The organism is Enterobacter cloacae complex sp., assembly GCF_900322725.1.
In the GTDB taxonomy this organism is placed as follows: Bacteria; Pseudomonadota; Gammaproteobacteria; order Enterobacterales; family Enterobacteriaceae; genus Enterobacter; species Enterobacter quasihormaechei.
The window spans coordinates 1,069,731-1,096,451 of sequence record NZ_LT991957.1 but is presented as its reverse complement, the minus strand read 5'-3'; the positions used below and the strand labels follow the sequence as shown (position 1 = coordinate 1,096,451).

The 26,721-nt window shown below is 56.2% G+C and carries 23 protein-coding genes; 12 read left to right on the top strand and 11 right to left on the bottom strand.

The annotated features are described in order from the left end of the window. Positions 1-65: 65 nt before the first annotated feature. The 4 genes from DBR02_RS05550 to DBR02_RS05535 are packed head-to-tail and all read right to left on the bottom strand — an operon-like array spanning position 66 to position 4,291. Positions 66-1,352, bottom strand: a complete 1,287-nt coding sequence (locus tag DBR02_RS05550) for an ABC transporter substrate-binding protein (RefSeq protein WP_063869240.1) — start codon at positions 1,350-1,352, stop codon at positions 66-68. 13 nt (positions 1,353-1,365) lie between these two features. Next, positions 1,366-2,493, bottom strand: a complete 1,128-nt coding sequence (locus DBR02_RS05545; RefSeq protein ID WP_107533664.1) for an ABC transporter ATP-binding protein — start codon at positions 2,491-2,493, stop codon at positions 1,366-1,368. 12 nt (positions 2,494-2,505) lie between these two features. Then, entirely contained in the window at positions 2,506-3,408 is a 903-nt protein-coding gene (locus DBR02_RS05540; protein ID WP_063869246.1) for a carbohydrate ABC transporter permease, read from the bottom strand. Beyond that, positions 3,401-4,291, bottom strand: a complete 891-nt coding sequence (locus DBR02_RS05535) for a carbohydrate ABC transporter permease (RefSeq protein WP_063451951.1) — start codon at positions 4,289-4,291, stop codon at positions 3,401-3,403. Before DBR02_RS05535 ends, DBR02_RS05540 begins: the two co-directional genes overlap by 8 nt. 544 nt (positions 4,292-4,835) lie before the next feature. Here DBR02_RS05535 and wzz(fepE) point away from each other — a divergent pair. Next, on the top strand, positions 4,836-5,972 hold the full coding sequence (gene wzz(fepE), locus DBR02_RS05525; protein ID WP_063869247.1) for an LPS O-antigen length regulator Wzz(fepE): 1,137 nt from the start codon (positions 4,836-4,838) through the stop codon (positions 5,970-5,972). A gap of 33 nt (positions 5,973-6,005) precedes the next feature. Here wzz(fepE) and DBR02_RS05520 read toward each other — a convergent pair whose 3' ends face one another. Continuing rightward, positions 6,006-6,329: a cupin domain-containing protein gene (locus DBR02_RS05520; RefSeq protein ID WP_063451949.1), complete on the bottom strand. Its 324-nt coding sequence runs from the start codon at positions 6,327-6,329 to the stop codon at positions 6,006-6,008. A gap of 135 nt (positions 6,330-6,464) precedes the next feature. On the opposite strand from DBR02_RS05520, the gene DBR02_RS05515 reads away from it, so the two are divergent. Beyond that, a complete protein-coding gene (locus DBR02_RS05515; protein WP_107533662.1) occupies positions 6,465-7,157 on the top strand; it encodes an aspartate/glutamate racemase in 693 nt (230 codons plus the stop codon). Here the strand turns inward: DBR02_RS05515 and DBR02_RS05510 are convergent. Then, positions 7,152-8,078, bottom strand: coding sequence for a LysR family transcriptional regulator (locus DBR02_RS05510; protein ID WP_107533661.1), 927 nt, complete (start codon positions 8,076-8,078; stop codon positions 7,152-7,154). The two genes, DBR02_RS05515 and DBR02_RS05510, sit on opposite strands and share 6 nt — an antisense overlap. A 120-nt stretch (positions 8,079-8,198) precedes the next feature. Here DBR02_RS05510 and lysA point away from each other — a divergent pair, with 120 nt between their 5' ends. Then, positions 8,199-9,461, top strand: a complete 1,263-nt coding sequence (gene lysA / locus DBR02_RS05505; RefSeq protein WP_063451946.1) for a diaminopimelate decarboxylase — start codon at positions 8,199-8,201, stop codon at positions 9,459-9,461. On the opposite strand, the gene DBR02_RS05500 is transcribed toward lysA, so the two are convergent. Then, positions 9,431-10,468, bottom strand: a complete 1,038-nt coding sequence (locus DBR02_RS05500) for a LacI family DNA-binding transcriptional regulator (protein WP_107533660.1) — start codon at positions 10,466-10,468, stop codon at positions 9,431-9,433. The genes lysA and DBR02_RS05500 overlap by 31 nt on opposite strands. Positions 10,469-10,767: 299 nt before the next feature. Between DBR02_RS05500 and DBR02_RS05495 the strand changes: the two genes are divergently transcribed. The 4 genes from DBR02_RS05495 (at position 10,768) to DBR02_RS05480 (ending at position 14,853) form a co-directional block, all read left to right on the top strand. After that, a complete protein-coding gene (locus tag DBR02_RS05495; protein WP_107533659.1) occupies positions 10,768-12,093 on the top strand; it encodes a PTS sugar transporter subunit IIC in 1,326 nt (441 codons plus the stop codon). Positions 12,094-12,100: 7 nt separating this feature from the next. Then, complete coding sequence (locus DBR02_RS05490) at positions 12,101-13,528, top strand: glycoside hydrolase family 1 protein (protein ID WP_107533658.1); 1,428 nt, start codon at positions 12,101-12,103, stop codon at positions 13,526-13,528. Between the two features lie 78 nt (positions 13,529-13,606). Beyond that, a complete protein-coding gene (locus DBR02_RS05485; protein WP_063451943.1) occupies positions 13,607-14,380 on the top strand; it encodes a GntR family transcriptional regulator in 774 nt (257 codons plus the stop codon). Further along, positions 14,377-14,853: a GNAT family N-acetyltransferase gene (locus tag DBR02_RS05480; protein WP_107533657.1), complete on the top strand. Its 477-nt coding sequence runs from the start codon at positions 14,377-14,379 to the stop codon at positions 14,851-14,853. Before DBR02_RS05485 ends, DBR02_RS05480 begins: the two co-directional genes overlap by 4 nt. Here the strand turns inward: DBR02_RS05480 and galR are convergent. Continuing rightward, positions 14,808-15,830, bottom strand: a complete 1,023-nt coding sequence (gene galR, locus DBR02_RS05475) for an HTH-type transcriptional regulator GalR (RefSeq protein ID WP_063869266.1) — start codon at positions 15,828-15,830, stop codon at positions 14,808-14,810. The genes DBR02_RS05480 and galR overlap by 46 nt on opposite strands. 617 nt (positions 15,831-16,447) lie before the next feature. Between galR and aas the strand changes: the two genes are divergently transcribed. Together aas and lplT are read left to right on the top strand one after the other, a co-directional pair. Then, a complete protein-coding gene (gene aas, locus DBR02_RS05470; protein ID WP_107533656.1) occupies positions 16,448-18,607 on the top strand; it encodes a bifunctional acyl-ACP--phospholipid O-acyltransferase/long-chain-fatty-acid--ACP ligase in 2,160 nt (719 codons plus the stop codon). After that, positions 18,600-19,793 (top strand): lysophospholipid transporter LplT, encoded by a 1,194-nt coding sequence (lplT, locus tag DBR02_RS05465; RefSeq protein ID WP_107533655.1) that lies wholly within the window; start codon positions 18,600-18,602, stop codon positions 19,791-19,793. The genes aas and lplT overlap by 8 nt, the downstream gene beginning before the upstream one ends. Positions 19,794-19,898: 105 nt before the next feature. Here lplT and DBR02_RS05460 read toward each other — a convergent pair whose 3' ends face one another. From DBR02_RS05460 to mutH, 3 genes are all read right to left on the bottom strand, one after another. Further along, a complete protein-coding gene (locus DBR02_RS05460; RefSeq protein WP_063451938.1) occupies positions 19,899-20,939 on the bottom strand; it encodes an NADP(H)-dependent aldo-keto reductase in 1,041 nt (346 codons plus the stop codon). 131 nt (positions 20,940-21,070) lie between these two features. Next, positions 21,071-21,289: a YgdI/YgdR family lipoprotein gene (locus DBR02_RS05455; RefSeq protein ID WP_003862794.1), complete on the bottom strand. Its 219-nt coding sequence runs from the start codon at positions 21,287-21,289 to the stop codon at positions 21,071-21,073. Between the two features lie 128 nt (positions 21,290-21,417). Then, a complete protein-coding gene (gene mutH, locus DBR02_RS05450; protein ID WP_063451937.1) occupies positions 21,418-22,110 on the bottom strand; it encodes a DNA mismatch repair endonuclease MutH in 693 nt (230 codons plus the stop codon). Positions 22,111-22,793: 683 nt separating this feature from the next. Between mutH and rppH the strand changes: the two genes are divergently transcribed. From rppH to lgt, 3 genes are all read left to right on the top strand, one after another. Continuing rightward, entirely contained in the window at positions 22,794-23,324 is a 531-nt protein-coding gene (gene rppH / locus DBR02_RS05440) for an RNA pyrophosphohydrolase (protein ID WP_063451936.1), read from the top strand. Between the two features lie 12 nt (positions 23,325-23,336). Next, entirely contained in the window at positions 23,337-25,583 is a 2,247-nt protein-coding gene (gene ptsP / locus DBR02_RS05435) for a phosphoenolpyruvate--protein phosphotransferase (RefSeq protein ID WP_063869276.1), read from the top strand. Between the two features lie 260 nt (positions 25,584-25,843). Continuing rightward, positions 25,844-26,716: a prolipoprotein diacylglyceryl transferase gene (gene lgt / locus DBR02_RS05430; protein ID WP_107533653.1), complete on the top strand. Its 873-nt coding sequence runs from the start codon at positions 25,844-25,846 to the stop codon at positions 26,714-26,716. Positions 26,717-26,721 lie beyond the last annotated feature (5 nt).

Below are 26,721 nucleotides of genomic sequence, written 5' to 3'. Positions count from 1 at the left end.
GCTTCGCTTACCCGGCCTACACGGTATCGTAGGCCCGGTAAGCGAAGCGCCACCCGGCGTTGTGTTTACCGCATCGCACGTCTCAAAATACGCTCCGCCTGACGCTGGAAATCGGCGGCCGTCTCTTCCACGGTTTTCTGGCCGTAGTCGATATACTGCAAAGAGGTACCGAACTGCGCCACAATCTGCGGATCGTCAAAGTATGGCGAGACGGTGAGCTTCGCCGGCAGCGACTGCGCCAGACGCAGGCCCGCCACGGAAGGGTCGTCCTCTTTTATGGTGCCGTCTTCGGTCAGATACTGTACCGCTACTTTGCTCAGCGGCACGCCGCGCTCCAGGCCCAGCGTATCGACCCCCTCTTTGCTGTTGAGCAGGAAGTTAATCAGCTTCGCCGCTGCTTCCGGGTTTTTGGTCGATTTACCGATCGACAGCATCTGGGCTGGCTTGAAGAACAGGCCCGCGTCGGTGGCGCCCGGCAGCATCGGATAGCTGCCCAGCTCCAGTTTTGCAGGCGGCTTCAGGTTGTCGGAATATTTGTTAATAGTGGAGTTCCACATGTAGGTGCCGCCCCATTCACCCTGGATCCACGGCTTCATCTCATACATGTTGCTCTTACCGAACGAGGCATAGTATTTGGTGTCCGGCATGACGTGGCTGTCGATCAGCTTTTTGTAGGTCTGGAAGAACTCCACCCACTGTTCTTTCGTGTAGCTGAACTTTTTGGTTTTCTCATCCACCGCAGGAACGTTGTACTTCTGGATCATGTACGAGTTCAGCAGCGCCAGCGTATCCTGGTGCTCCAGGATGACCGGATAATACTGCTTGCCGAGCTTGCTTTCGAAGGTTTTACCGGCCGCCATCAGCTCGTCCCAGGTTTTCGGGTAGGCAATACCCGCTTTTTTCCAGGTCTCGTCATTGAAGTAGAACACGCGCGCCGTCACCGAAATTGGAATGCCGTTCAGCTTGCCGTCCACGGTGGTGGTTTGCAGCTCTTTAGGATCGAACTGGGTTAAGTCGATCACGTCCTTCATCTTGTTCAGATCGTAGAAGCCGTCACCGGTTTTGGAGAAGATCGGCAGCCAGTTCCAGTTCGTCTGCATTACGTCCGGCTCGGTGCCGCCCGCAATCTGGGTGGTCAGTCGGGAGAGGTGACCGTCCCAGCCGGTGTATTCCGCCTTCACGTTGATGTCCGGGTTCTGTTTATGGAACTCTTCCAGCGCTTTCAGGGTAACCTGGTGACGGCCATTGCCGCCCCACCAGGACATCCGTAAATCCACATTCTGCGCCATCGATGGCAAAGCGGTCAGGCCCAGGGTCGCGGAGATTGCTGCGCTTAAAAGCACTTTTTTCATTTTTATCACTCCATCAGAGAGAGAGGTTCTGTTCGGTTTTTGCGTCAAAAATATGACATTTGTTCATATCAAACGTGAAATACACCTTACGATGAAGCCCCTTATCAATCATTGGCTTGGCTTCATCGGACGGGATCCTGGCGGTCAGTTCGTAGTCCGCGACTTTCAGGTACACAAAGAATTCGTGGCCCATATTCTCAACGCGCACCATCTCCCCGCTACAGCCGCCGTTCGGGAATGGCGCATCTGAAAGCGAGACAAACTCCGGGCGCACGCCGTAAAAAATCTCCTGACCTGCATAAGCGGCGACTTTCTCATGCTTCTCCGCGTTCAGCGGCATGGTTTCATTGCCGATGGCGATGTGCAGCTGGCCCGCTTTTTCGATCAGCACGCTCCTGCGAATATTCATCTCCGGCGCGCCGATAAAGCCCGCCACGAACATGTTCTTCGGCTTGTGGTAGAGGTTGTCCGGCGTATCCACCTGCATGATGTGACCGAGCTTCATCACGCAGATGCGGTCGCCCATGGTCATCGCTTCGGTCTGGTCGTGGGTCACGTAAACGGTGGTGGCCGGTTTTCCGGACTTCTTCAGCTGCTTGTGCAGGTCGGAAATACGAATGCGCATTGAGGCGCGCAGCTTGGCGTCGAGGTTTGAAAGCGGCTCATCGAACAGGAACACGTCCGGCTTTTTCACAATCGCACGGCCTACCGCTACGCGCTGCGCCTGGCCGCCGGAAAGCTGGCGCGGCAGACGGTCGAGCAGCTCTTCCAGCTCAAGAATTTTGGCGGCTTCATTCACCTGAGACTCAATCTGATCTTTCGGCAGCTTGCTCAGCTTGAGGCCAAAGGCCAGATTCTCGCGCACCGTCATGTGCGGATAGAGGGCGTAGTTCTGGAACACCATTGCAATACCGCGCTCCTTCGGCGCGAGGTTGTTCACGATCCGGTCGCCGATGCGCACCTCGCCGCCGCTGATGGTTTCCAGCCCCGCCAGCATGCGCAGGGTAGTGGATTTGGCGCAGCCGGATGGCCCGACGATCACCATGAATTCCCCTTCGGCGATTTTCAGATCGATAGCGTGTACCGCTTTAAAACCGTTGGAGTAGACCTTTTCCAGCTTGTTAAAAATGACTTCAGCCATGGTATTTCCCTCTTAACCTTTAATTCCGCTGCTGGTGACGCCCTGTACGAAGTAGCGCTGTGCCAGGAAGAAGACAATGATGGATGGCAGAATGGAGATGCTCGCCATTGCCAGAATTTCGTTCCACGGCGCGCCTTCGGTGACGTCGATGGACATTTTCAGCGCCAGTGCGATGGGGTATTTATCCACGCTGTAGACGTAAATCAGCGGCCCGATAAAGTCGTTCATGGACCACATAAACTGGAACAGGGCGACGGAGATAATGGCCGGCTTCAGGATCGGCACCACCACGTACCACAACACCTGAATGGAGTTACAGCCGTCGATTTGCGCCGCCTCTTCCATGTCACGCGGGACGCCGCGCAGGAACTGGATCAGCATGAAAACAAAGAACCCCTGCGTGGCGAAGGCCAGCGGCAGATACAGCGGCATGTAGCTGTTCAGCATGCCCATCTCACGGAACATCAGGTACTGCGGGATCAGCAGCACGGTGCTGGGCAGTAGCATGGTGGTGATGAGCGTGGCGAACCAGAACTTCTTCCACGGGATTTCGAAGCGGGCAAAGCCGTACGCCACGATGGTGGAGGAGATAATGGTCAGGATCACCTTCGGAATGACGTACTTAAAGGTGTTCAGCATGTAATGGCCGAAGGTGTACTCGGTGCCGGTTTTCCATCCGTTGACGAAGCCATCCCAGGTGGCGTGGGCGGGCCACAGGCTCAGGGTGGTGAAGATCTCGTGGTTCGGTTTGAACGACGCCGAAAACATCCATACCAGCGGGTAAAGCATCAGCAGGCCGACAAACAGCAGGATCGCGTAGCGAACGGTGGCGTTGATTTTCTCTCTGCGCAGCGTGCGGGCCACTTCGCGCTCCGCAACGCTTCTTGCCGTGGAAAGTTGTTGAATATCAGCCATTTTTGCCCCCTTTATCGGCGGAGTAGAACACCCAGTATTTCGATGACTTAAAGGCGATGCCGGCGAAGACGGCCACCACCAGGAATAGCACCCACGCCAGCGCCGCCCCGTAGCCCATATCGAAGTACTTGAACGCGGTGTCGTAGATGTAGAGCGAGAACAGGTAGGTGGAGTAGGTCGGCCCGCCGCCGGTGATCACGTACGGCCCGGTAAATTCCTGGAACGCCTGCGTGGTCTGCATGATGAAGTTGAAGAAGATCACCGGCGTAATCAGCGGCACGGTCACTTTCATGAACATTTGCCATTTAGACGCGCCGTCGATCATCGCCGCTTCATACTGGGACTGCGGTACGTTTTGCAGCGCGGCCAGGAAGATGACCATCGCGGAACCGAACTGCCAGACGCGCAGCAGGGTAACGGACATCAGCGCCAGCGACGGTTCTCCCAGCCAGTTCACCGGGTCAAAACCCAGTACGCCGATAAAGCTGTTCAGCAGGCCATCGATCGCAAATAAGGCGCGCCACAAGACGGCAATGGCGACGGAACTGCCGAGGATCGACGGAATATAGTAGGCCGTCCGGAAAAATCCGATGCCGCGTAATTTAAAGTTCAGGACAAAGGCAATCCCTAATGCAAAGGCGAGCTTCAACGGGATGGTCAGAAATACGTAGGCAAAGGTCACGCCCATGGATTTCCAGAAGAGCGTGTCTTCGGTAAACATATAGCGATAGTTTTCGATGCCGTTAAACACCGGCGGGCTCATCAAATCGTAATCCGTAAAGCTGAGGAAAAACGACGAGACGAAGGGGAATGCCGTAAAGAGTATCAACCCGATGATGTAGGGTGATATCCATGCGAGCCCCAGCAGCTTGTTTTCATTCATACATACCTACCTGGCAATCAATGGTTTAATACGGAATCTGCTTTGTTACATTTTCCCAGGCCCGCACTGCGCGGCATGAGAGAGGAAATTCAGGGTGCAATGTCTGGTGGTGGCAAAACAGTCGATTGTTTTTTAACGTTTTTTCTTTTTCGTTATTGCCGGGAACGCTTTGGGTTTTAAAAGAGATGAACCGGCGTTCTTGGATACTAAAACATCGTTTTATTTTATATTATTGCGATTTATTTCTGCGTCATGCGCTTAATGGTGGAAATGTGATCGGCGTCGAAACGCTGTTTCAATATAGTGAGGGAGGTGGCATTTTTGACTTTTCACGGACGATCGCCGCGGGCACTGACGAGGGGATAAGAGGCAAAATCGGGAGCGGGAATAACAATAGTCACGCAGCGTGGCTAACTACCAGATCTGATAGCAGGTCTACAGATGTATCAATTCGGCATTCAGATAATTCTTACATTCTTGTATGATTTGTTACACCGGAACCAGTCAGGCAGAATTTCACTGCATCCCTAAAAGAAGAACAGTTATGTCAGCGATGGATTTCAAACAACATACGGATCTCAACTTTCCTCAATATGCTCCCCCGGCGGTCAGCGCTAAAGAAATAGATCTTCTGGGTCTGCTGGACGTCCTGCTGGCAGCAAAAAAACGCATCGTCACCATTGTGTTCGCATTTGCACTGGTCGGCCTGGCAATCGCCTTCCTGATACCGCAAAAGTGGACCAGTAAAGCGGTCATTACGCCAGCGGAACAGACGCAGTGGAGCTCGCTGCGCCAGATGATGGTGGCGCTACAGGTGCTTGATGTGGATGTGAAAGTCACCCGTGCGGATGTGTTTAATCTGTTTATCAAAAAGTTTCAGTCCCAGTCCCTGCTTGAAGAGTACATGAAGAGCTCGCCTTACGTGATGGCTCAGCTCGATGGCGCCGAGGTTGACCCGCTGGAGCTGCACCGCGCGGTGGTCAATATTGCCGAAAAGATGAAGGCCATTGATAACACCCAGGAAAAGAATGCCGATAAAGCACCGTACCTTTCCTGGACGTTAAGCTTCACGGCCCCAACGGCAGAGGACGCGCAGAAGGTGCTTAACGGGTATATTCAGTACATCTCCCGCATCGTCGAGCAGGAGACCATGCAAAACATCCGCGATCAGCTGATCCTGAGAACCAAAACGGTTCAACAGCAGCTGGAGCTGGATCGGGTTCGTCTGACCAATATCCACAATACCAACCTGCAACGCCTCAACTACTCGCTGGAAGTGGCGAACGCGGCAGGGATCAAAAAGCCGGTCTATAGCAATGGACAGGCAGTGAAAGACGATCCGGATTACTCCGTTGCGCTCGGCGCGGACGGGATTGCGCAGAAGTTGCAGATTGAAAAAAATCTGAAGGACGTTTCTGAGCTGAACGCCGATTTCCAGAACCGTGAATACTATCTGGCACAGCTGCAAAAACTCTCGTTCGAAGATGTGAGCCTGGAGCCATTCAAATACCAGCTTTCTCCTTCTATGCCGGTGAAAAAAGATGGTCCGGGCAAAGCCCTGATCGTGCTGCTGGCGTGTGTTCTGGGCGGACTGTTTGCCTGTGGCAGCGTGCTGCTGCGCGAGGCGATGAGCTCCCGCAACCCGCTGCCGGAACAGCTTCCTGAGCCGGTGACGGAGTAACATCAAAAAAGGCGCTCAAATGAGCGCCTTTTTTTATTTCAGGAAATCTTCGCGTACCGGCGTAAACGTATCCAGCAACGTACCGGGTTTCAGGCAGACGCAGCCGTGCATCACGTGCGGCGCTTTATAGAGAGTGTCGCCCGCCGTCACCACATGTTTCTCTTCCCCAATCGTAAATTCAAATTCGCCCGAAAGAACGTAGGTGAGCTGCTCATGCGGGTGGTTATGCATCGGGCCAATCGCCCCTTGCTCAAAATTCACTTCCACCGCCATCATCCTGCCGTCGTGCGCCAGAATACGACGCGTCACGCCATTACCCAGATCGTCAAGCGTGGTCTCTTTATGGAAAATAAACATATTTTCGCCCTGTTATGTAATGAAACAATGTTTCATTTAACTTATCTCACCCACGCATAAAAGGAAACGATTAGCCAAATAACTGGAAAGGCGATCACAAGTTTGCTTCACTGGGTGAAACGCACAGGAGGAAAGATGAAAACGATCGGTCTGTTAGGGGGCATGAGCTGGGAATCAACGATCCCGTACTACCGCCTGATTAATGAAGGCGTCAAACAGCGTCTGGGCGGTCTGCATTCGGCCAGCCTGCTGCTGCACAGCGTGGATTTTCATGAAATCGAAACCTGCCAGTCGAGCGGGGAGTGGGATAAAGCCGGGCAGATGCTGGCGGACGCCGCGCTTGGGCTGGAGCGTGCGGGGGCGCAGGGTATTCTGCTGTGCACCAATACCATGCATAAGGTGGCGTCGCATATTGAAGACCGCTGCTCGCTGCCGTTTTTACATATCGCGGACGCCACCGGGCGAGCCATACGTTCTTCCGGCATGACACGCGTGGCGCTGCTGGGGACGCGATACACCATGGAGCAGGACTTTTACCGCGGGCGGCTGAGCAGTCAGTTCGGGATTGAAAGCCTGATCCCGGAGGAGGCTGACCGGGCACGCATTAATCAGATTATTTTTGATGAGCTCTGCCTCGGTACCTTCAGCGAATCTTCTCGCGCCTGGTACGTCAGCGTAATTGAGAAACTGGCCCAGCAGGGGGCGGAAGGGGTAATTTTCGGCTGTACCGAAATTGGCCTGCTGGTGCCGGCGGACCAAAGCCCGATACCAGTATTTGATACCGCCGCGCTTCACGCCGCCGATGCGGTGGAGTTTATGCTGTCATAAGGGTTTTTGCAGGTCAGGTAAGCGAAGCGCCACCTGACGCGCGTGCGCAATCAGGTGTTTACTGAAGGCATCCACCAGCGCTGAGGCGGGGCGGTGCAGGGGGCGGATCAGGCTCACGGTAAAGGGAACGGAAACGCTAAACCGGCGCAGGACCACTCCGCTGCTGGCGTAATCCATCGCCGTGAGCGGGTTCACCACCGAAATACCGACGCCCGCGCGCACCATCGCGCAAATCGATGCCGCGCTGTGCGTTTCCACCACCAGCCGCCGCTTCACCTGATGTTCGGCAAACAGGCCGTCCAGAAGCTGCCGGTAGCTGTCGGTCTGCGACAGGCTGATATAGTTTTCGCCGTGGAAATCCGCTGGCGTCAGCACCGCTTTGTGGCTAAGCGGATGGCCGACGGGCAACACGCAGACCTCATCCAGCGAGAGCAGCTCCGTGCGCTCCGTGCCTGCGGGCGTCACGAGGGTTTCGGTCAGACCCAAATCGTGGCGCTGGGCCGAAAGCCACTCCTCCAGCAGCGGCGACTCCTGCGGCACGATGGTCAGGCTGACCTCCGGATAGCGGGCCAGAAACGGCTGTAACAGCACCGGCAGAAATGACTGGGAAAAGACCGGCAGGCAGACGATAGACAGCTCGCCCTGGCGAAACTCCCTCAGGCTCTCCGCCGCGCTCACGATCCTGTCCAGGCCGTACCAGGAGCGCTGAACCTCCTCAAACAGACGTAACCCCTGCACCGTCGGATGCAGCCTGCCGCGCGCGCGTTCAAACAGCTTCAGCCCCAGCACCTTCTCAAAGCGCGCCAGCTCGCGGCTGACCGTGGGCTGCGAGGTGTGCAGCATCTGCGCGGCTTCAGTGAGATTGCCGGTGGTCATCACCGCATGAAAAATCTCGATATGGCGTAGGTTAACGGCGGGCATAGGGCACCTGGTGTCTGAGCGTTATCCATATCATTTTTGCATAGACTCACCATAAAACGATATTTTTTATTCTCTTCAGGCTATGGCGTAATAATAAAAAACAGATTTCCGGAGACGACCATGCCACGCCCGCTCAACCAGACCGAAACCGATTTGAACGCCGATAACCTGCTGCGCCTGCCTGCCGAATTCGGCTGTCCGGTGTGGGTCTACGATGCGCAGATTGTCCGCGAGAAGATCGCCGCGCTGCATCAGTTTGACGTGGTGCGTTTCGCGCAGAAGGCCTGCTCCAATATTCACATCCTGCGCCTGATGCGCGAGCAGGGCGTAAAGGTTGACTCCGTATCGCTGGGTGAAATCGAACGTGCGCTGGCGGCGGGGTTTGATCCCAAAGCCGATAGCGACGCGATCGTCTTTACCGCCGACCTGATTGACGACGCCACGCTGGCGCGCGTGCACGAGCTGCAAATCCCGGTCAATGCCGGTTCGGTGGATATGCTGGAGCAGCTTGGGCAGGTCTCTCCTGGCCATCGCGTCTGGCTGCGCATCAACCCGGGCTTTGGTCACGGTCACAGCCAGAAAACGAACACCGGGGGCGAAAACAGCAAGCACGGGATCTGGTATGCCGATATGCCTGCGGCGCTGGAGGTGTTACAACGCTACGATCTTAAGCTGGTGGGTATTCACATGCACATTGGGTCCGGCGTGGATTACGGTCACCTTGAGCAGGTCTGTGGCGCCATGGTGCGTCAGGTGATCGATTTTGGTCAGGATCTGGAGGCGATCTCCGCCGGCGGCGGGTTGTCCATTCCCTATCGTGAAGGGGAAGAGGCGATCGACACGGATCATTACTACGGGCTGTGGAGCGCCGCCCGCGACAGCATCGCCGCCCATCTGGGCCACGCGGTGAAGCTGGAGATTGAGCCGGGTCGTTTCCTGGTCGCCGAAGCCGGCGTGCTGGTGGCGCAGGTGCGTAGCGTGAAGGAGATGGGAAGCCGTCATTTTGTGCTGATTGATGCTGGCTTTAACGACCTGATGCGTCCGTCCATGTACGGTAGCTATCACCACATCACGGCGCTGGCTGCCGATGGCCGCGATCTGGTCAACGCGCCGCGCATCGACACCGTGGTTGCCGGCCCGCTGTGCGAATCCGGCGACGTCTTTACTCAGCAGGAAGGCGGGAAAGTCGAAACCCGTTCGCTGCCAGAGGTAAAACCGGGAGATTATCTGGTGCTGCATGATACCGGTGCGTACGGGGCGTCGATGTCTTCAAACTACAACAGCCGCCCGCTGCTGCCGGAAGTGCTGTTCGATAACGGCGTGGCGCGGCTGATTCGCCGTCGCCAGACCATTCAGGAGCTGCTGGCGTTAGAGCTGGTCTGATTAAACCAGGGTCCCGTTGTCACCGAATCGCGTAAGACCAGCGTGCCGGTGAACGGCGGGATCGCCTCAACCGGCTGGTTTTTTGCCAGCCGGATCGCCTGGTCGATCGCCGTGACGATCATGTTATCGATCGGCAGATACACCGACGACAGGGCAGGCTCCAGCCACTTTGCGCTGGGGGCATCGTCAAAACCAAACAGCGAAATATCCTGCGGGATCTTCAGCCCGGCCTGGTGTAATGCTTTGGAGGCGCCCAGGGCCATATCATCGTTACAGGCAAACAGGGCGCTGAACGGCGTCTTTTCCGCAATCAGCTCTTTGCACAGCTCGTAACCCCGCGTCATACCCGCATCGCCATATTTAATCCGCCGCTCGTCGAGACGAATACCGTGCTTCTCCAGCGCCTTACGGTAGCCCATCAGCCGCGCTTTACCCGTTGGCGTGTGGATCGGGACGGTGATACAGGCGATCTCCCGATGGCCCTGGCTTATCAGGTAATCCACCGCTTTGAAGGCCGCGTCCTGCTGTTCAAAGAAAACGCAGCGATCCGCCGCCTGGCTCACTTCACGGTTAATGATCACCAGCGGCGTCTGCACGCTGTTAATCAGCTTCAGGATCGTCTTTTCGCTCATGTAACGCGTGTACAGCACGATGGCGTCGCATTTGCGGTCGGCGAGCATCTGCACCGCCTGTTCTTCCTGTTCGGGGGCATCGTGGCCGTCGGTGACAATCAATTGTTTACCGTGCGTTTCGGTCTGCCGCGACGCCTGCTGTAGCAAACGCCCAAAGTAAAAACCGTCGAAGGTCGAGACGACCAGACCAATGCTGTTGCTGGTCTGGTTAGCCAGCGAACGCGCGAGAAAGTTCGGACGATAGCCCAGCTCCTCCATCGCGCGAAATACCTGCTGACGCGTGCTCTCTTTAACCTGACCTGTGCCGTTCAGCACGCGCGAAACGGTGGCCTTCGACACGCCCGCACGCAGTGAGACATCCAGCATTGTTGCCATTCGAAATTCCTGTTTCCACGTAATGGTTTGCAGTTTAACACAGACCATCCGGCGCATAAGCGACGTGGGGAGGGCAAAACCCCATAACGATCACGCTTTTCGGTAACGATCTTCACCCGCGGAATAAATACCTGCCATTGGTATACCAAAATGGTGATAAATCGCTATCTGGAATACCTCTGGCGTCGTTGAGAGCTTAATCACAGAACAAAGCGGCTGCTGACGCTATTTTTGGCATACCAATAGTATCCGGCTGTACACCTTATTCAATAAAAGCCCTTTTACTGAGGTATTACCCTATGGCATTTCAGGAAAAACTGATCGACGCTCTGGGCAGTTTTGCCACCACCTTCAACAGCTATCGCTATATCCAGGCGATCAAGTCTGCGTTTATTACCTTAATGCCGGTCATCATTGTGGGGGCGTTCTCGGTACTGATCTCCAATATGGTGCTGGATCCGAAAAACGGCCTGGCGAGCTTTCAGTCGCTGGCGTTTCTCGCGGCGTTAAAGCCGATCACCAGCGCGCTTAACTATGCCACGCTGAACTTCCTTAACATCGGCGCGGTGTTTTTAATCGGCATTGAGCTGGGGCGTATTAACGGCATAAAGTCCCTGTTCCCCGGCCTGCTGGCGGTGATCTGCTTTATTTGCGTGACGCCGACGACGGTGGAAATGCTGGTGGACGGCGAGATGCACGTGGTGAAAGACGTGCTGCTGCGCCAGTTCTCCGATACCCGCAGCCTGTTCCTCGGCATGTTTATCGCCATCCTGTCGGTGGAGATCTACTGCTGGCTGGAAAACCGAAAGGGACTGAAAATCAGGATGCCGGACACGGTGCCACCAAACGTCGCCGCGTCGTTCTCCGCGCTGATCCCGGCCATTATCACCACCACCGCCATTGCGACCTTTGGCTTCGTGTTCCATCAGGTTACCGGTATGTATCTCTACGACGCGGTTTACCAGGTGGTGCAACAGCCGCTGGAGCGGGTGGTGCAAAGCCTGCCGGGGATCCTGCTGCTGATGTTTGTCGCCCAGCTGTTCTGGGTGATTGGGATCCACGGCAACCAGATGATCAAGCCGATCCGCGAGCCGCTGTTGCTGGGGGCGATCACCGTCAACATGAGCGCGTTCGAGCAGGGCAAAGAGGTACCGAACATCATCACCATGCCGTTCTGGGATGTCTATATGAGCATCGGCGGTTCCGGCCTGACCATCGGCCTGCTGATCGCGGTGATGATTGCCACCAAACGTAAAGAGATGAAGGAGATCGCCAAGCTGTCCATCGGGCCAGGCATTTTTAACATCAACGAGCCGGTGATCTTCGGTATGCCAATCATGCTCAACCCGATCCTTGCTATCCCGTTCATCATCACGCCGCTGGTGACGGGCTCCATTGGCTACTTTGCCACCGTGACCGGGTTTGCCGGTAAAGCCGTGGTGATGGTGCCCTGGACCACGCCGCCGTTGATCAACGCCTGGCTGTCCACCGCAGGCTCCATGGGGGCGGTGATCACCCAGTTTATCTGCATCGTGACCGCGGTGATTATCTATCTGCCGTTTGTGAAAATTGCCTCGCGCCGCGCAGAGCAGGCCGCGCTGCAACAAGCCACCGATAACGCATGAGGATATGATGAGCACAAAACAGATAGCCATACCGCAGGACTTTATTCTGGGCGCGGCGGCATCGGCCTGGCAGACCGAGGGCTGGAGCGGCAAAAAGCCGGGGCAGGATTCGTGGGTCGATCTCTGGTACAAGAACGATCGTCACGTCTGGCACAACGGCTATGGCCCGGCGGTGGCCACCGATTTTATCAATCGCTTCCGCGAAGACGTGGCGCTGATGAAGCAGGCGGGCCTGACGCACTATCGTACCTCCATCAACTGGTCACGCTTTTTAACCGACTATGAAAATGCGACGGTAGACGAGGAGTACGCCGCGTACTACGACGCGCTGTTTGATGAAATGCACCGTCAGGGCATTGAGCCAATGATTTGCCTGGAACACTACGAGCTGCCGGGCGTGCTGCTGGAGACCTACGGCGGCTGGGCGTCGAAGCACGTCGTCGAGCTGTTTGTGCGCTACGCGGAAAAGGTGTTTGAGCGCTTTCACGGCAACGTTACCCGCTGGTTTACCTTCAACGAGCCGATTGTGGTCCAGACGCGCGTCTACCTCGACGCGTTGCGCTGGCCCTATGAGCAGAACACCAGTACCTGGATGCAGTGGAACCACCATAAGATTCTGGCGACGGCAAAAGTGGTGAAGCTGTTCCGTGAGAAGGGTTATGACGGCACGGTGGGCTGTATTCTCAACCCGGAGGTGACCTACCCGCGCTCGCGCGCGCCGCATGACGTGCGGGCGGCGGAGATGTACGATCTGTTCTATAACCGCGTTTTTCTCGATCCGCTGGTGCACGGGCGCTATCCGCAGGCGCTCTTTACCCTGCTGTCGCAGCACCAGGTGCAGTGGGACTACACGGCTGACGAGCTGGCGCTGATTGCCGACAACACCGTTGACGAGCTGGGGATCAACCTCTATTACCCGCACCGGGTAAAAGCCCCGTCCCGCGCCTGGCACCCGGAGACGCCGTTCCACCCGGCGTACTACTACGAGCCGTTCGAACTGCCCGGGCGCAGAATGAACCCCTCCCGCGGCTGGGAAATTTATCCGCACATCATCTACGACATGGCGATGCGGATCAAACAGGACTACCGCAATATCGACTGGTTCGTGGCGGAGAGCGGGATGGGGGTGGAGAACGAAGCGCAGTTTCGCAACCGCGACGGCATTATTGATGACGGCTACCGCATCGCGTTTATCAGCGAACATCTCTACTACACGCTGCTGGCGCGCGAGGAAGGCGCGAACTGCCACGGCTATATGCTGTGGGCCTTCACCGACAACGTCTCGCCGATGAACGCGTTTAAAAACCGCTACGGGCTCATTGAAATCGACCTTGAGAACCATCGCGCCCGGCGGGCAAAGGCATCGGCCTCCTGGTTCCGCCAGCTGCGCGAGACGCGCATGCTCACGCTGAGCGTTGACGATGAATGGAAGTAAGCCTTCTGGTAAAATAGTGCACAAACTGGCCGGAAGGACGTCCGGCCCGCGCATTAACTGAAAAACACAGGTGAAAACGTGGATAAGGCTGTCATCCTGCCGGAAAAAAAACAGTACCAAGAAATTGGCGAGGATTTACGTGCGCAAATTATCCAGGGGCATTATCCCGTGGGATCGCGCCTGCCGCCGGAGCGCAACATCGCCGAGACATATGGCGTGAGCCGCACCATCGTGCGCGAGGCGCTGCTGATGCTTGAGCTTCAGGGAACGGTGGATATTCGCCAGGGGTCTGGCGTTTACGTGATGCGCATTCCGGAGGAGCATGAAAACGAGGAAGAGCGCTTTCTGAACAGTGACGTTGGCCCGTTTGAAATACTCCAGGCGCGTCAGCTGCTTGAAAGCAACATTGCTGCCTTTGCCGCAAAAATGGCAACCCGCGCGGACATCGACAACCTGCGCCGCATCATCGAGCAGGAGCAGCGGGCGATTGCCATCGACGATCGCAGCCAGGACAACAATAAAATGTTCCACCTGGTGCTGGCGGGGGCCACCCAAAACCAGATGCTGCTGGCGACAGTTGAGAGCGTCTGGCATCACATGGACAGCAGCCCGCTGTGGCAGCAGTTCAACGGTCATATCGCCAGCCGCGCCTGGCGCCTGAAGTGGCTCGGCGACAGGCAAACCATTCTCGCTGCGCTCCGCCGCCGCGACGTGATGGGGGCCTGGCAGGCCATGTTCCAGCATCTTGAGAACGTTAAAAAGAGCCTGCTTGAGCTGTCAGACGAAGACGCGCCAGATTTTGACGGCTATCTCTTCGAATCGGTTCCGCTTTTCCAGGGGAAGCTGGTGTGAAGATCCTGCCGCTTTACGCTGCGGCGCAGTTTACAGAGCAGGTAATCGACTGGATCTGGGCAGCGTTTGGTGAAGGAGTGCCGCGCGCCTTTTTCCAGAGCATCGTCGAGCACAGCCTGACGCCGGGCGCGTTACCGCTCACCTTTATTGCCGTTGAGAACGATCGGCTGCTGGGCACCGTTGGGCTGTGGCGCTGCGATTTAATTTCCCGGCAGGATCTTCATCCATGGCTGGCTGCGCTGTATGTCGATGAAATGGCCCGGGGAAAAGGGCTGGCGGGAAAACTTCAGGAGCATGTGAAGGGCTATGCGCGACGCGCCGGGTATCACGAGCTGCATCTCTGGTCTGCCTGCCGCGACTTCTACGAACGTTACGGCTGGCACTACATCGGCGATGCGCTGGAATACCCGGATAAAACCGTCCATCTCTATCGCTGTTCGCTCGCGGCTTCAGCGGGCGAAACCACCGAGTGACGGCGCACTAAAGTTGGGCTGAACAGGTGAGTAATTTCCGGCGGCGGGCGATGCTCGGCCAGCGCTAACGCCAGTTCTGCCGCCTGCGTGGCCATGGTTACAATCGGGTAACGCACGGTGGTCAGGCGAGGGCGCACGTAGCGCGACACCAGCACATCATCAAAGCCAATCAGCGAAATTTCTGCCGGCACGTCAATCCCGTTATCGTTTAACACGCCCATTGCGCCTGCGGCCATGGAATCGTTATAGCTGGCCACAGCGGTGAAATTTCGCCCGCGTCCCAGCAGCTCGGTCATCGCCTGCTCGCCGCCGCTCTCATCGGGTTCACCGTAGGCCACAAGGCGATCGTTGCAGGGCAGACCGGCTTCGCGCAGCGCGTCGTAATAACCCTGAAGGCGATCTTCCGCATCGGAAATCGGGTGGTTGGAGCACAGATAACCGATACGGGTATGGCCCTGCTGGATCAGATGACGGGTTGCCAGCCATGCGCCGTAACGGTCGTCAAGCGCCACGCAGCGGGTTTCAAAACCGGGAATAATACGGTTGATCATCACCATCCCCGGCATTTGTTTCATCAGGTGAATCAGCTCGGCATCGGGGATCATTTTGGCGTGTACCACCAGCGCCGCACAGCGATGGCGAATCAGTTGCTCAATGGCCTGGCGCTCTTTTTGTTCATTGTGGTAGCCATTACCAATCAGCAGAAAATTACCGGTGTGATAAGAGACCTGTTCTACGGCTTTGACCATCGCGCCGAAAAACGGATCGGACACATCCCCGACCACCAGCCCAATGGTTTCTGTTGACTGCTGGGCAAGGGCACGCGCGTTGGCGTTAGGGTGATAATTCAGGTTTTCCATGGCGTCCTGCACGGCCTGGCGCGATGCATCACTGGCTTTAGGGGAGTTGTTGATCACGCGGGAGACGGTCGCGACGGAAACACCCGCCAGACGAGCCACATCCTTAATTGTCGCCATTCAATACCTTCTTATAGGGGTAAGCGTTTACACACTAACTAGTGTTGCGGAAAAGCGGCGCGCATTCAAGGGGACCGGGTGGGCGTCCTCTGCAAACGTGATGCAGAACATCCCTCGCGGTGTAATCGTTACACGGCCAGTCATGTCTGAATAATGTCAATCTGAACCTTTAGTTACACTTTGCCTCAGGCTGTTGCGATTGTCCGTTAGCAACGATGCGCCGTGAATTGCTAGAGTCGAGATCCCAGAGGTATTGATAGGTGGAATCAGCTTCGGTTGATTAACACGATTTACACCAACCTGCGTTTTACGCAGGTTTTTTTTTGCCTGTAAGTTCAACCTGTAACAGCAACAGAGAATATTCACACCTGGTTGCACTTCGGCTCATTCCCTTGCGTTTTCTCACTGGCGAAGCGTACCGCCAGAGACCACAATCAAGATCCCAGAGGTATTGATTGGTGAGAATTCTTAGTACGTTTTCGTACTCTTCTCTTGCACCAACCTGCGCGGATGCGCAGGTTTTTTTTCGCCTCTGTATTTGCTATCGCTCCCTCACTACTTCTCGTGTAATCTGCCACCATTTATACCTTTCACACTGGCTGGCAAAGGGAGTTGAAATGCTTTTTGGGTTCTTCCGCACACTGTTCCGCGTCCTGTTTCGCATCCGCGTAACGGGCGATACGCAGGCGCTCTATGGCGAGCGTGTTCTCATCACTCCGAATCACGTCTCCTTTCTTGATGGCGTATTGCTGGCGCTGTTTTTGCCCGTCCGTCCCGTCTTCGCGGTGTACAGCTCCATCAGTGAAAAATGGTACATGCGCTGGCTCAGGCCGCTGATTGATTTTGTGCCGCTCGACCCAACCAAACCGATGATGATTAAACATCTGGTGCGTCTGGTTGAGCAGGGACGCCCGGTCGTCATCTTCCCGGAGGGGCGTATTTCCGTGACGGGCTCCCTGATGAAAATTTATGACGGGGCCGGTTTTGTCGCGGCGAAGTCACGCGCCACCGTCGTGCCGTTGCGCATTGAGGGGGCTGAACTGACCTTTTTCAGCCGCCTGAAAGGGCTGGTGAAGCAGCGCTTGTTCCCGAAAATCACGCTGCACATTTTACCGCCAACGTCTCTGCCGATGCCCGAGGCGCCGCGGGCGCGTGACCGCCGTAAAATCGCCGGGGAGATGCTGCACCAGATTATGATGGAAGCGCGCATGGCCGTTCGCCCGCGCGAAACACTGTATGAATCGTTGCTGTCGGCGCAGTATCGTTACGGCGCGAAGAAAAACTGCATTGAAGACATCAACTTTACGCCGGATACCTACCGTAAGCTGTTGACCAAAACGCTGTTTGTCGGGCGCATCCTCGAGAAGTACAGCAAACGGGGCGAAAAGATTGGCCTGATGCTGCCGAACGCGGGTATCAGCGCGGCGGTGATCTTTGGTGCCGTCTCCCGGGGCCGCATTCCGGCAATGATGAACTACACGGCGGGCGTGAAGGGGCTCTCCAGCGCGATTACCGCGGCACAAATCAACACCGTCTTTACCTCCCGCCAGTTCCTGGATAAAGGCAAGCTGTGGCACCTGCCGGAACAGCTGACCCAGGTGCGCTGGGTGTTCCTGGAAGATCTGAAAGCAGACGTCACGACGGCCGATAAGCTGTGGATTTTTGCCCATCTGCTGATGCCGCACCTGGCGCAGGTCAGGCAGCAGCCGGAAGACGATGCCATCATCCTCTTTACCTCCGGCTCTGAAGGCAACCCGAAAGGCGTGGTTCACAGCCACAAAAGCATCCTGGCAAACGTCGAACAGATCAAAACTATCGCCGACTTTACCGCCAACGATCGCTTTATGTCGGCGCTGCCGCTGTTCCACTCCTTTGGCCTGACCGTGGGGCTCTTCACGCCGCTGCTGACCGGGGCCGAAGTGTTCCTCTACCCAAGCCCGCTGCACTACCGCATTGTGCCGGAACTGGTTTATGACCGTAACTGCACCGTGCTGTTCGGCACGTCCACTTTCCTCGGTAACTACGCGCGTTTCGCCAACCCGTATGATTTCTTCCGCGTGCGCTACGTGGTGGCGGGGGCGGAAAAACTCCAGGACAGCACGCGCCAGATCTGGCAGGACAAATTTGGCCTGCGCATTCTGGAAGGCTATGGCGTGACGGAGTGCGCGCCGGTGGTATCCATCAACGTACCGATGGCGGCAAAACCGGGAACGGTTGGCCGTATTCTGCCGGGGCTGGATGCGCGGCTGCTGGCGGTGCCGGGCATTGAAGACGGCGGACGCCTTCAGCTTAAAGGGCCGAACGTCATGAACGGCTATCTGCGCGTGGAAAATCCGGGCGTGCTCGAAGCGCCGACGGCCGAAAACGTCAATGGCGAGGTTGAAACGGGCTGGTACGACACGGGCGACATCGTGCGCTTCGACGATCAGGGCTTCGTGCAGATCCAGGGACGGGCAAAACGCTTCGCCAAAATCGCCGGTGAAATGGTCTCTCTTGAAATGGTGGAGACGCTGGCGACCGCGGTCTCTGCGGAGAAAATGCATGCGACCGTGGTGAAAAGTGATGCCAGTAAAGGCGAGGCGCTGGTGCTCTTTACCACTGACGCTGAACTGAAGCGTGACGCGCTGCTCAGGTATGCGCGCGAACACGGTATTCCCGAGCTGGCAGTGCCCCGCGATATTCGTTATCTCAAACAGTTACCGGTGCTGGGCAGCGGTAAACCCGATTTCGTGACCCTGAAGGGCATGGTTGAAGAGGCGGAACAGCAAAATGCGTAAGTCAGTACACACTAACACTTCAATCTGGTCGAAAGGCATGATGGCGGTTATCGCCGCTCAGTTTCTTTCCGCGTTCGGCGATAACGCGTTGCTGTTTGCCACGCTGGCATTGCTGAAAGCTGAGTTTTATCCCGACTGGAGCCAGCCGATCCTACAGATGGTGTTTGTGGGTGCTTACATTGTATTTGCGCCGTTTGTCGGACAGGTGGCGGACAGCTTCCCGAAAGGTCGGGTCATGATGTTTGCCAACAGCCTTAAGCTTCTGGGCGCGGCAAGCATCTGCTTTGGTATCAACCCGTTTGTCGGCTACACGCTGGTGGGCATTGGCGCGGCCGCTTACTCTCCGGCGAAGTACGGCATACTCGGTGAACTTACCACCGGTGATAAGCTGGTGAAGGCCAACGGCCTGATGGAGTCCTCCACCATTGCGGCGATTCTGCTGGGTTCGGTGGCGGGCGGCGTACTGGCAGACTGGCACGTGCTCGCCGCGCTTGGCATCTGTGCCCTGATGTACGGCGGCGCGGTGATCGCCAACCTGTTTATCCCCAAACTGGCAGTGGCGCGTCCGGGACAATCCTGGCGCTTTGGGCCAATGACCGGCAGCTTCTTTAATGCCTGCCGCGTGCTGTGGCGCAACGGTGAAACGCGCTTCTCGCTGATGGGGACCAGCCTGTTCTGGGGTGCCGGCGTCACGCTGCGTTTCCTGCTGGTGCTGTGGGTACCGGTGGCGCTGGGGATAACAGATAACGCCACGCCGACCTACCTGAATGCCATGGTTGCCGTCGGGATTGTTGTCGGGGCCGGGGCGGCGGCCAAACTGGTAACGCTTGAAACCGTTGCGCGCTGCATGCCTGCGGGGATCCTGATCGGCGTCGGCGTTCTGTTCTTCTCCCTGCAACATGCCATATTGCCTGCCTATGCCCTGCTGTTACTGATTGGCGTGTTAGGCGGTTTCTTTGTGGTGCCGCTCAACGCGCTTTTGCAGGAGCGCGGCAAGCAGACCGTCGGGGCTGGCAACGCCATTGCGGTGCAAAACCTTGGCGAAAACATGGCGATGTTGCTGATGCTGGGGATCTACTCGCTGGCGGTAAAAGTGGGCGCGCCGGTCGTGGCAATCGGAGTGGGGTTTGGTGCACTGTTTGCGCTGGCGATTACCGGGCTGTGGGTCTGGCAGCGTCGGCGGTGATATCTTTGCCGGGTGGCGGCTCCGCCTGACCCGGCCTACGTTTCGTGATGTTGGCGGATTTTGTAGGCCCGGTAAGGCAACGCCGCCACCGGGCAAAACGTCAACTTAAGGTGCCGGGTAAGTATAAACCTGATGCACCGCTTCAATCTCCGCTAACACCTCTTCGCTGAGGGTCAGGTGGAAACTCTCAATATTGGTTTTCAGCTGCGCCATTGTCGTCGCGCCCAGCAGGGTACTGGCGACGAACGGCTGTCGACGCACGAAGGCCAGCGCCATCTGCGCCGGATCGAGCCCGTGACGCTTCGCGATATCCACATACGCCGCAACGGCTTTTTGCGTCTGCTCACCGCTATAGCGGGTGAAGCGGCTGAAAAGCGTGTTACGCGCGCCAGCCGGTTTCGCGCCGTTCAGGTATTTGCCCGTCAGGGTACCGAAGCCCAGGCAAGAGTAGGCGAGCAGCTCCACCTCTTCGTACTGCGTCACTTCCGCCAGACCCACTTCATAACTGCGATTCAGCAGGCTGTACGGGTTCTGAATGGTCACGATGCGCGGCAGATCGTGTTTATCGGCCAGATGCAGATAGCGCATCACGCCAAACGCCGTCTCGTTGGAAACGCCGATGTAGCGGATCTTACCCGCGCGCTGACATTCCGTAAGCGCTTCCAGCGTTTCCAGCAGGGTAACGGCCGGAGCACTCTCGTTCCAGGTGTAGCCGAGCTTGCCGAAGCAGTTTGTCGGACGCTGCGGCCAGTGCACCTGATAAAGATCGAGATAGTCGGTTTGCAGGCGCTTGAGGCTGGCATCCAGCGCGGCACGGATATTCTTGCGATCGAGGATCTGGTTAGGGCGGATCCCGGCATCGTTATTACGGGAAGGGCCGCTAACCTTAGAGGCGAGAACCAGCTTTTCGCGATTGCCACGTTTCGCCAGCCAGTTGCCGACGTACGTTTCGGTAAGGCCTTGTGTTTCCGGGCGTGGAGGAACAGGGTACATCTCCGCCACGTCAATCAGGTTAATGCCCTGGCTGACGGCGTAATCCAGTTGTGCATGGGCATCGGCTTCGCTGTTTTGTTCACCAAATGTCATGGTGCCCAACCCCAGTTGGCTGATCTCCAGAGCGCTGTGGGGGATACGGTGATAATGCATAGCCGGTTTCCTTTTTAGACATACAGACTGCGTCAGGAACCTCCCGACAAAGGAATATAAACATGGCAGAGGGAAGACAAAAGGGGAAGGAAAAAATCAAAAAGGCCAGCAAGCTACTGACCTTTATCTGTTTATCGCTCGATGATCTGGGATACTTCGTCGCGATTAATTTGCATTTGGTTGCCTTCGCGATCGCGGTAACTCACCAGACCGGTATCGTCGTCGACTTCGGGTTTGCCATCGGTCAGGATCATGCGACCATCTTTCGTTGACATGACATAGTCGCTGCTACAACCCGATACCGCAAACGCTAAACCGACTGCTGAGATAATTACTGCCCATTTTTTCATCGTTCTCATCCTCACCTGGCTCGTATCAAATCATAGTGTAGTAATAACCTGATATTACGACAGGTGAAAGGGGGGAAATCTTAAAAAGGAGGAGATTATGTTAGCCGGAGCGCAAAATTGGTAAAAAACTATGTTTTCAACAGGAAGTGGCGTGCCAGCAGCGCCCCGGTGAAATTCTTTTTAAGATAGAAACCGCGCGGCAGCGTCAGGATCGGTTCGCCCCGTGCACCTACCGCTTCAGTAAGCGCTTTGCTGTTGGCGGCTTTTGGACGGAGTTGCAGCACTTCGCCATGCCGGGCGGTGATCCGCTCAACCTGTCCCAGCACAATCATATCCATCAGCTCTTCCCAGTCTTCGGAAAGCTGCCTCTCCTCTTCTTCATCCGGACTCCAGAGCAGCGGGGCGCCAACGCGACGTTCTGCCAGCGGGATCTGCCTGTCGCCCTCAACGGGTACCCACAATACCCGCTTCAGCTTATGCCTGACGTGGCTGGTTTCCCAGGTCACTCCGCTGTTCCCCGTCAGCGGCGCCACGCAGACAAAGGTCGTTTCCAGCGGCCGCCCCTGGCTATCGACAGGGATCGTTTTCAGCTCAACGCCCAGCGCCGCAAAATCTTGCTCCGGTTTACTGCCCGCGCTTGCGCCCAGCCAGCGTTCAAGCAACACGCCGATCCAGCCTTTATCGCGCTTCAAATCGTTAGGTATCGTCAGCCCCGCCATCACGGCCAGCTCACCCAGCGAATAGCCTGCCAGACGCTGTGCCTGCTGGAGCAGCTGAGCTTCACTGACGGGAGGGGAGAGCAGTGGGGCGAGAGAATGCATGCTAACAACCTTTTGGTTAAAAAATGAGCTGATATTTTATCCCTTGTGGATAGAGTTTACCTTTTTCTGAGTACATATTCCATGTGGTTGGTTTTTATCAGGTTTTTTAGGATAAAAAGCAGCGTGGCATGGCTAAAAAACAGGTTGTGCAATTCTGGTCACTGACAATAAACAGGATCTTACACCATGTTATCCACAGAAAAATGGGATAACTGGGTATAACCACCACTACTGTTTCAATTTACAGCCTTGACGTGCGATGAAAATCGAATTTTCACACAAATTGTGCCTAACTTATTGGCACAATCTGTGGATAAAACCGACGCTGTTCGATCTTTCATCAGCAGGAGGATCTTTGATGTGACGATCGTCACGTTAATCGCCTTTAATGCCCTGTTTTTAACTGTAATGGTCTGAATTTAAAAGATTTATTATGAATGGCGTAAACGGGCGTTTCGTCGGTCTACAAGGTTGTTCATCGGTAATTCCGTACTTCTTCACAACTATATCCACAGAAAAGGTGAATAAAAATGGTCTCAGTCGTCCTCATCTGTTTATAACTCCTCACAAATTTGTGAGTTATTCAAATGTTATTAGGTTGCAGGCCTGTAAGAGAGTGGTTTACCGCCTCCCTGTAGTGTGAAACAATCATTCATATATCAGATTTAGTTTGGGGTAGTCCGGTGATTGATGACGATGGCTACCGCCCAAACGTAGGAATAGTAATTTGTAATCGTCAGGGTCAGGTGATGTGGGCCCGGCGATATGGTCAGCACTCCTGGCAGTTCCCGCAAGGCGGGATCAATCCTGGAGAGTCCCCAGAACAAGCGATGTACCGGGAGCTGTTTGAAGAGGTTGGTTTAAGCCGCAAAGATGTTCGCATCCTGGCTTCGACCCGCAACTGGTTGCGTTACAAGTTACCGAAACGTTTGGTGCGTTGGGACACAAAGCCGGTTTGTATCGGCCAGAAACAGAAGTGGTTTCTTTTGCAGTTGGTGGGCAACGATTCAGATATCAATATGCAAACCAGCAGCACGCCGGAGTTTGATGGCTGGCGCTGGGTAAGCTACTGGTATCCGGTTCGTCAGGTCGTGTCTTTTAAGCGCGATGTTTACCGTAGGGTGATGAAAGAGTTCGCAAGTGCCGTTATGCAGCTTCAGGAGACGCCTCCGAAGCCACAGAGCGCACCTGCCTGGCGACGTAAAAGAGGTTAAGCTACGCAAATCATGCTCACCCGCTTGCGAGAAATAGTTGAAAAGGTTGCCAGTGCGCCTCGCCTCAACGAGGCGCTGAATATTCTGGTGACGGACATCTGTCTTGCGATGGAAACCGAAGTCTGTTCGGTCTATCTGGCCGACCATGACCGACGTTGCTACTACCTGATGGCAACCCGCGGTTTAAAAAAACCACGGGGACGCACCGTCACGCTCGCGTTTGATGAAGGTATTGTTGGCCTGGTCGGGCGACTGGCGGAGCCAATCAACCTTGCCGATGCGCAAAAACACCCCAGCTTTAAATATATCCCTTCCGTAAAAGAGGAGCGTTTCCGCGCTTTTCTTGGCGTGCCGATTATTCAGCGCCGTCAGCTGCTTGGCGTGCTTGTTGTTCAGCAGCGAGAGTTGCGCCAGTACGACGAAAGCGAGGAGTCCTTCCTCGTCACGCTGGCAACGCAGATGGCGGCGATCCTCTCCCAGTCCCAGCTGGCCGCCCTTTTTGGCCAGTATCGTCATACGCGTATCCGCGCGCTTCCGGCCTCGCCGGGTGTCGCTATCGCCGAAGGCTGGATGGATGCCACGCTACCGTTGATGGAGCAGGTCTACGAAGCCTCTACGCTGGATGAAGCGCTTGAGCGCGAGCGGCTTACCGCCGCGCTGGAAGAGGCGGCAAATGAGTTTCGTCGCTACAGCAAACGCTTTGCCGCTGGTGCGCAAAAAGAGACGGCGGCCATTTTCGATCTTTACTCACACCTGCTTTCCGATGCGCGCTTGCGCCGTGAGCTGTTTGCCGAGGTCGATAAAGGTTCGGTGGCAGAGTGGGCGGTTAAAAAGGTCATCGAAAAATTTGCCGAACAGTTTGCGGTGCTGACTGACGGTTATCTGAAAGAGCGAGCCGGTGATTTACGCGCGCTTGGGCAACGTCTGCTTTTCCACCTCGATGATACCATTCAGGGGGCGAATGCCTGGCCAAGCCGGTTTGTGCTGGTGGCCGATGAACTCTCGGCGACGACGCTGGCGGAGTTACCGCAGGACAGGCTGGCGGGCGTGGTGGTGCGCGATGGCGCAGCTAACTCCCATGCCGCCATCATGGTGCGTGCGCTCGGTATCCCGACCGTTATGGGCGCGGATATTCAGCCCTCCGTGCTGCATCGCCGCACGCTGGTGGTGGACGGGTATCGCGGTGAGCTGCTGGTTGATCCTGAGCCGGTTCTCCTCCAGGAGTACCAGCGCCTTATCAGTGAAGAGAATGAATTAAGCAAGCTGGCGGAAGATGACGTCAACCTGCCCGCGCAGCTCAAAAGCGGTGAGCGGGTAAAGGTGATGCTCAACGCTGGCTTAAGCCCCGAGCACGAAGAAAAGCTCGGCAGCCGCATCGACGGCATTGGCCTTTACCGCACCGAAATCCCGTTCATGCTGCAAAGCGGCTTCCCTTCAGAAGAGGAGCAGGTTGCGCAGTATCAGGGCATGTTGCAGATGTTCAACGACAAACCCGTAACGTTGCGCACCCTGGACGTCGGCGCGGATAAACAGTTGCCCTACATGCCCATCAGCGAGGAGAACCCCTGCCTCGGCTGGCGTGGGATCCGCATTACCCTCGATCAGCCGGAAATCTTCCTTATTCAGGTTCGTGCGATGCTGCGTGCCAACGCGGCCACGGGGAATCTCAGCATTTTGCTGCCGATGGTCACCAGTATTGACGAGATCGACGAAGCGCGGCGGTTGATAGAACGCGCCGGGCGCGAAGTGGAAGAGATGATCGGCTATGCGATTCCGAAACCGCGTATCGGCGTGATGCTCGAAGTGCCCTCAATGGTCTTTATGCTGCCGCAGCTGGCGACCCGCGTCGATTTTATTTCCGTCGGCACCAACGACTTAACGCAATACATTCTGGCGGTCGATCGCAACAACACCCGCGTTGCCAGCATCTACGACAGCCTGCATCCGGCGATGCTTCGTGCCCTGGCGATGATCGCCCGTGAGGCTGAACAGTACGGTATTGATCTGCGCCTGTGCGGTGAAATGGCCGGAGACTCTATGTGCGTCGCGATCCTGATTGGTCTGGGGTATCGCCATCTGTCGATGAACGGCCGCGCGGTAGCGCGCGTGAAGTATTTGTTGCGTCATATTGACGTCAATGATGCCCGCGAGCTGGCTGAGCGCAGCCTTGACGCGCAGCTGGCAGCTGAGGTTCGTCACCAGGTGGCGGCATTTATGGAACGACGCGGTATGGGCGGCCTGATCCGCGGTGGTCGCTAACGCCTTTCCCCTCTTCCTCAGGGCGGAGGGAACCCCACAAATGAATGCGAGCAGCTAACAATCCCCTCGCCCGTTTGGGGAAAGGGCCAGGGTGAAGGGACCTGCGCGCATCAAACCCTATACACATCTTTTACATCTCAGGCGCATCCTCCGCGCCTGCCTTATGCTATGATTCGCAACTTTGGAGCACCTGCCAACGGCGGGAATGCAATTCAGCCGCTGTCCACTTTCAGCGGAATAACAACATCTTGTGGTGACAGATGAACAGTGGTTATCTGCATTTTCCGGAATTTGATCCGGTAATTTTCTCAATAGGACCCGTAGCGCTTCACTGGTACGGTTTGATGTACCTGGTGGGCTTCGTATTTGCCATGTGGCTTGCTGGCCGTCGCGCCAGTCGTCCCGGCAGCGGCTGGACGAAGAACGAAGTGGAAAACCTGCTTTATGCTGGCTTCCTCGGCGTGTTCCTGGGCGGCCGTATCGGCTATGTCCTGTTCTACAACTTCCCGGTATTCCTGAACGATCCGCTCTATCTGTTCCGCGTCTGGGACGGCGGCATGTCCTTCCACGGCGGGCTGATTGGTGTGATCCTGGTCATGGTGATCTTCGCCAAACGCACTAAACGTAACTTCTTCCAGGTGGCTGATTTTATCGCGCCGTTAATCCCGTTTGGGCTGGGCGCAGGGCGTCTGGGCAACTTCATCAACGGTGAGCTGTGGGGGCGTGTCGATCCGAGCGTGCCGTTTACCATGCTCTTCCCGGGCTCGCGCGCAGAGGATATCGCGCTGCTGCCTTCGCACCCTGAGTGGCAGTCTGTTTTCGATACCTACGGCGTTCTGCCGCGCCATATGTCTCAGCTTTACGAGCTGGCGCTGGAAGGCGTGGTGCTGTTTATCATCCTGAATCTGTACATCCGCAAACCGCGCCCAATGGGGGCTGTCTCTGGTCTGTTCCTGATTGGCTATGGCGCATTCCGTATCATCGTCGAGTTCTTCCGCCAGCCGGATGCGCAGTTTACCGGCGAATGGGTACAGTACATCAGCATGGGGCAGATCCTCTCCATCCCGATGATTGTCGCGGGTGCCATTATGATGATTTGGGCGTATCGTCGTCCACAGCAACAACTTTCCTGAGGAAC

Bases quoted from the DNA above. Each gene is read 5' to 3' on its own strand.
- mutH (WP_063451937.1), bottom strand. From the start codon at position 22,110: ATGCATTCTCTCGCCCCACTGCTCTCCCCTCCCGTCAGTGAAGCTCAG.
- DBR02_RS05460 (WP_063451938.1), bottom strand. From the start codon at position 20,939: ATGCATTATCACCGTATCCCCCACAGCGCTCTGGAGATCAGCCAACTG.
- DBR02_RS05455 (WP_003862794.1), bottom strand. From the start codon at position 21,289: ATGAAAAAATGGGCAGTAATTATCTCAGCAGTCGGTTTAGCGTTTGCG.
- DBR02_RS05490 (WP_107533658.1), top strand. From the start codon at position 12,101: ATGAGCACAAAACAGATAGCCATACCGCAGGACTTTATTCTGGGCGCG.
- DBR02_RS05495 (WP_107533659.1), top strand. From the start codon at position 10,768: ATGGCATTTCAGGAAAAACTGATCGACGCTCTGGGCAGTTTTGCCACC.
- ptsP (WP_063869276.1), top strand. From the start codon at position 23,337: ATGCTCACCCGCTTGCGAGAAATAGTTGAAAAGGTTGCCAGTGCGCCT.
- lysA (WP_063451946.1), top strand. From the start codon at position 8,199: ATGCCACGCCCGCTCAACCAGACCGAAACCGATTTGAACGCCGATAAC.
- DBR02_RS05515 (WP_107533662.1), top strand. From the start codon at position 6,465: ATGAAAACGATCGGTCTGTTAGGGGGCATGAGCTGGGAATCAACGATC.
- galR (WP_063869266.1), bottom strand. From the start codon at position 15,830: ATGGCGACAATTAAGGATGTGGCTCGTCTGGCGGGTGTTTCCGTCGCG.
- DBR02_RS05500 (WP_107533660.1), bottom strand. From the start codon at position 10,468: ATGGCAACAATGCTGGATGTCTCACTGCGTGCGGGCGTGTCGAAGGCC.
- DBR02_RS05510 (WP_107533661.1), bottom strand. From the start codon at position 8,078: ATGCCCGCCGTTAACCTACGCCATATCGAGATTTTTCATGCGGTGATG.
- DBR02_RS05545 (WP_107533664.1), bottom strand. From the start codon at position 2,493: ATGGCTGAAGTCATTTTTAACAAGCTGGAAAAGGTCTACTCCAACGGT.
- DBR02_RS05550 (WP_063869240.1), bottom strand. From the start codon at position 1,352: ATGAAAAAAGTGCTTTTAAGCGCAGCAATCTCCGCGACCCTGGGCCTG.
- DBR02_RS05535 (WP_063451951.1), bottom strand. From the start codon at position 4,291: ATGAATGAAAACAAGCTGCTGGGGCTCGCATGGATATCACCCTACATC.
- lplT (WP_107533655.1), top strand. From the start codon at position 18,600: ATGCGTAAGTCAGTACACACTAACACTTCAATCTGGTCGAAAGGCATG.
- DBR02_RS05540 (WP_063869246.1), bottom strand. From the start codon at position 3,408: ATGGCTGATATTCAACAACTTTCCACGGCAAGAAGCGTTGCGGAGCGC.
- aas (WP_107533656.1), top strand. From the start codon at position 16,448: ATGCTTTTTGGGTTCTTCCGCACACTGTTCCGCGTCCTGTTTCGCATC.
- lgt (WP_107533653.1), top strand. From the start codon at position 25,844: ATGAACAGTGGTTATCTGCATTTTCCGGAATTTGATCCGGTAATTTTC.
- DBR02_RS05520 (WP_063451949.1), bottom strand. From the start codon at position 6,329: ATGTTTATTTTCCATAAAGAGACCACGCTTGACGATCTGGGTAATGGC.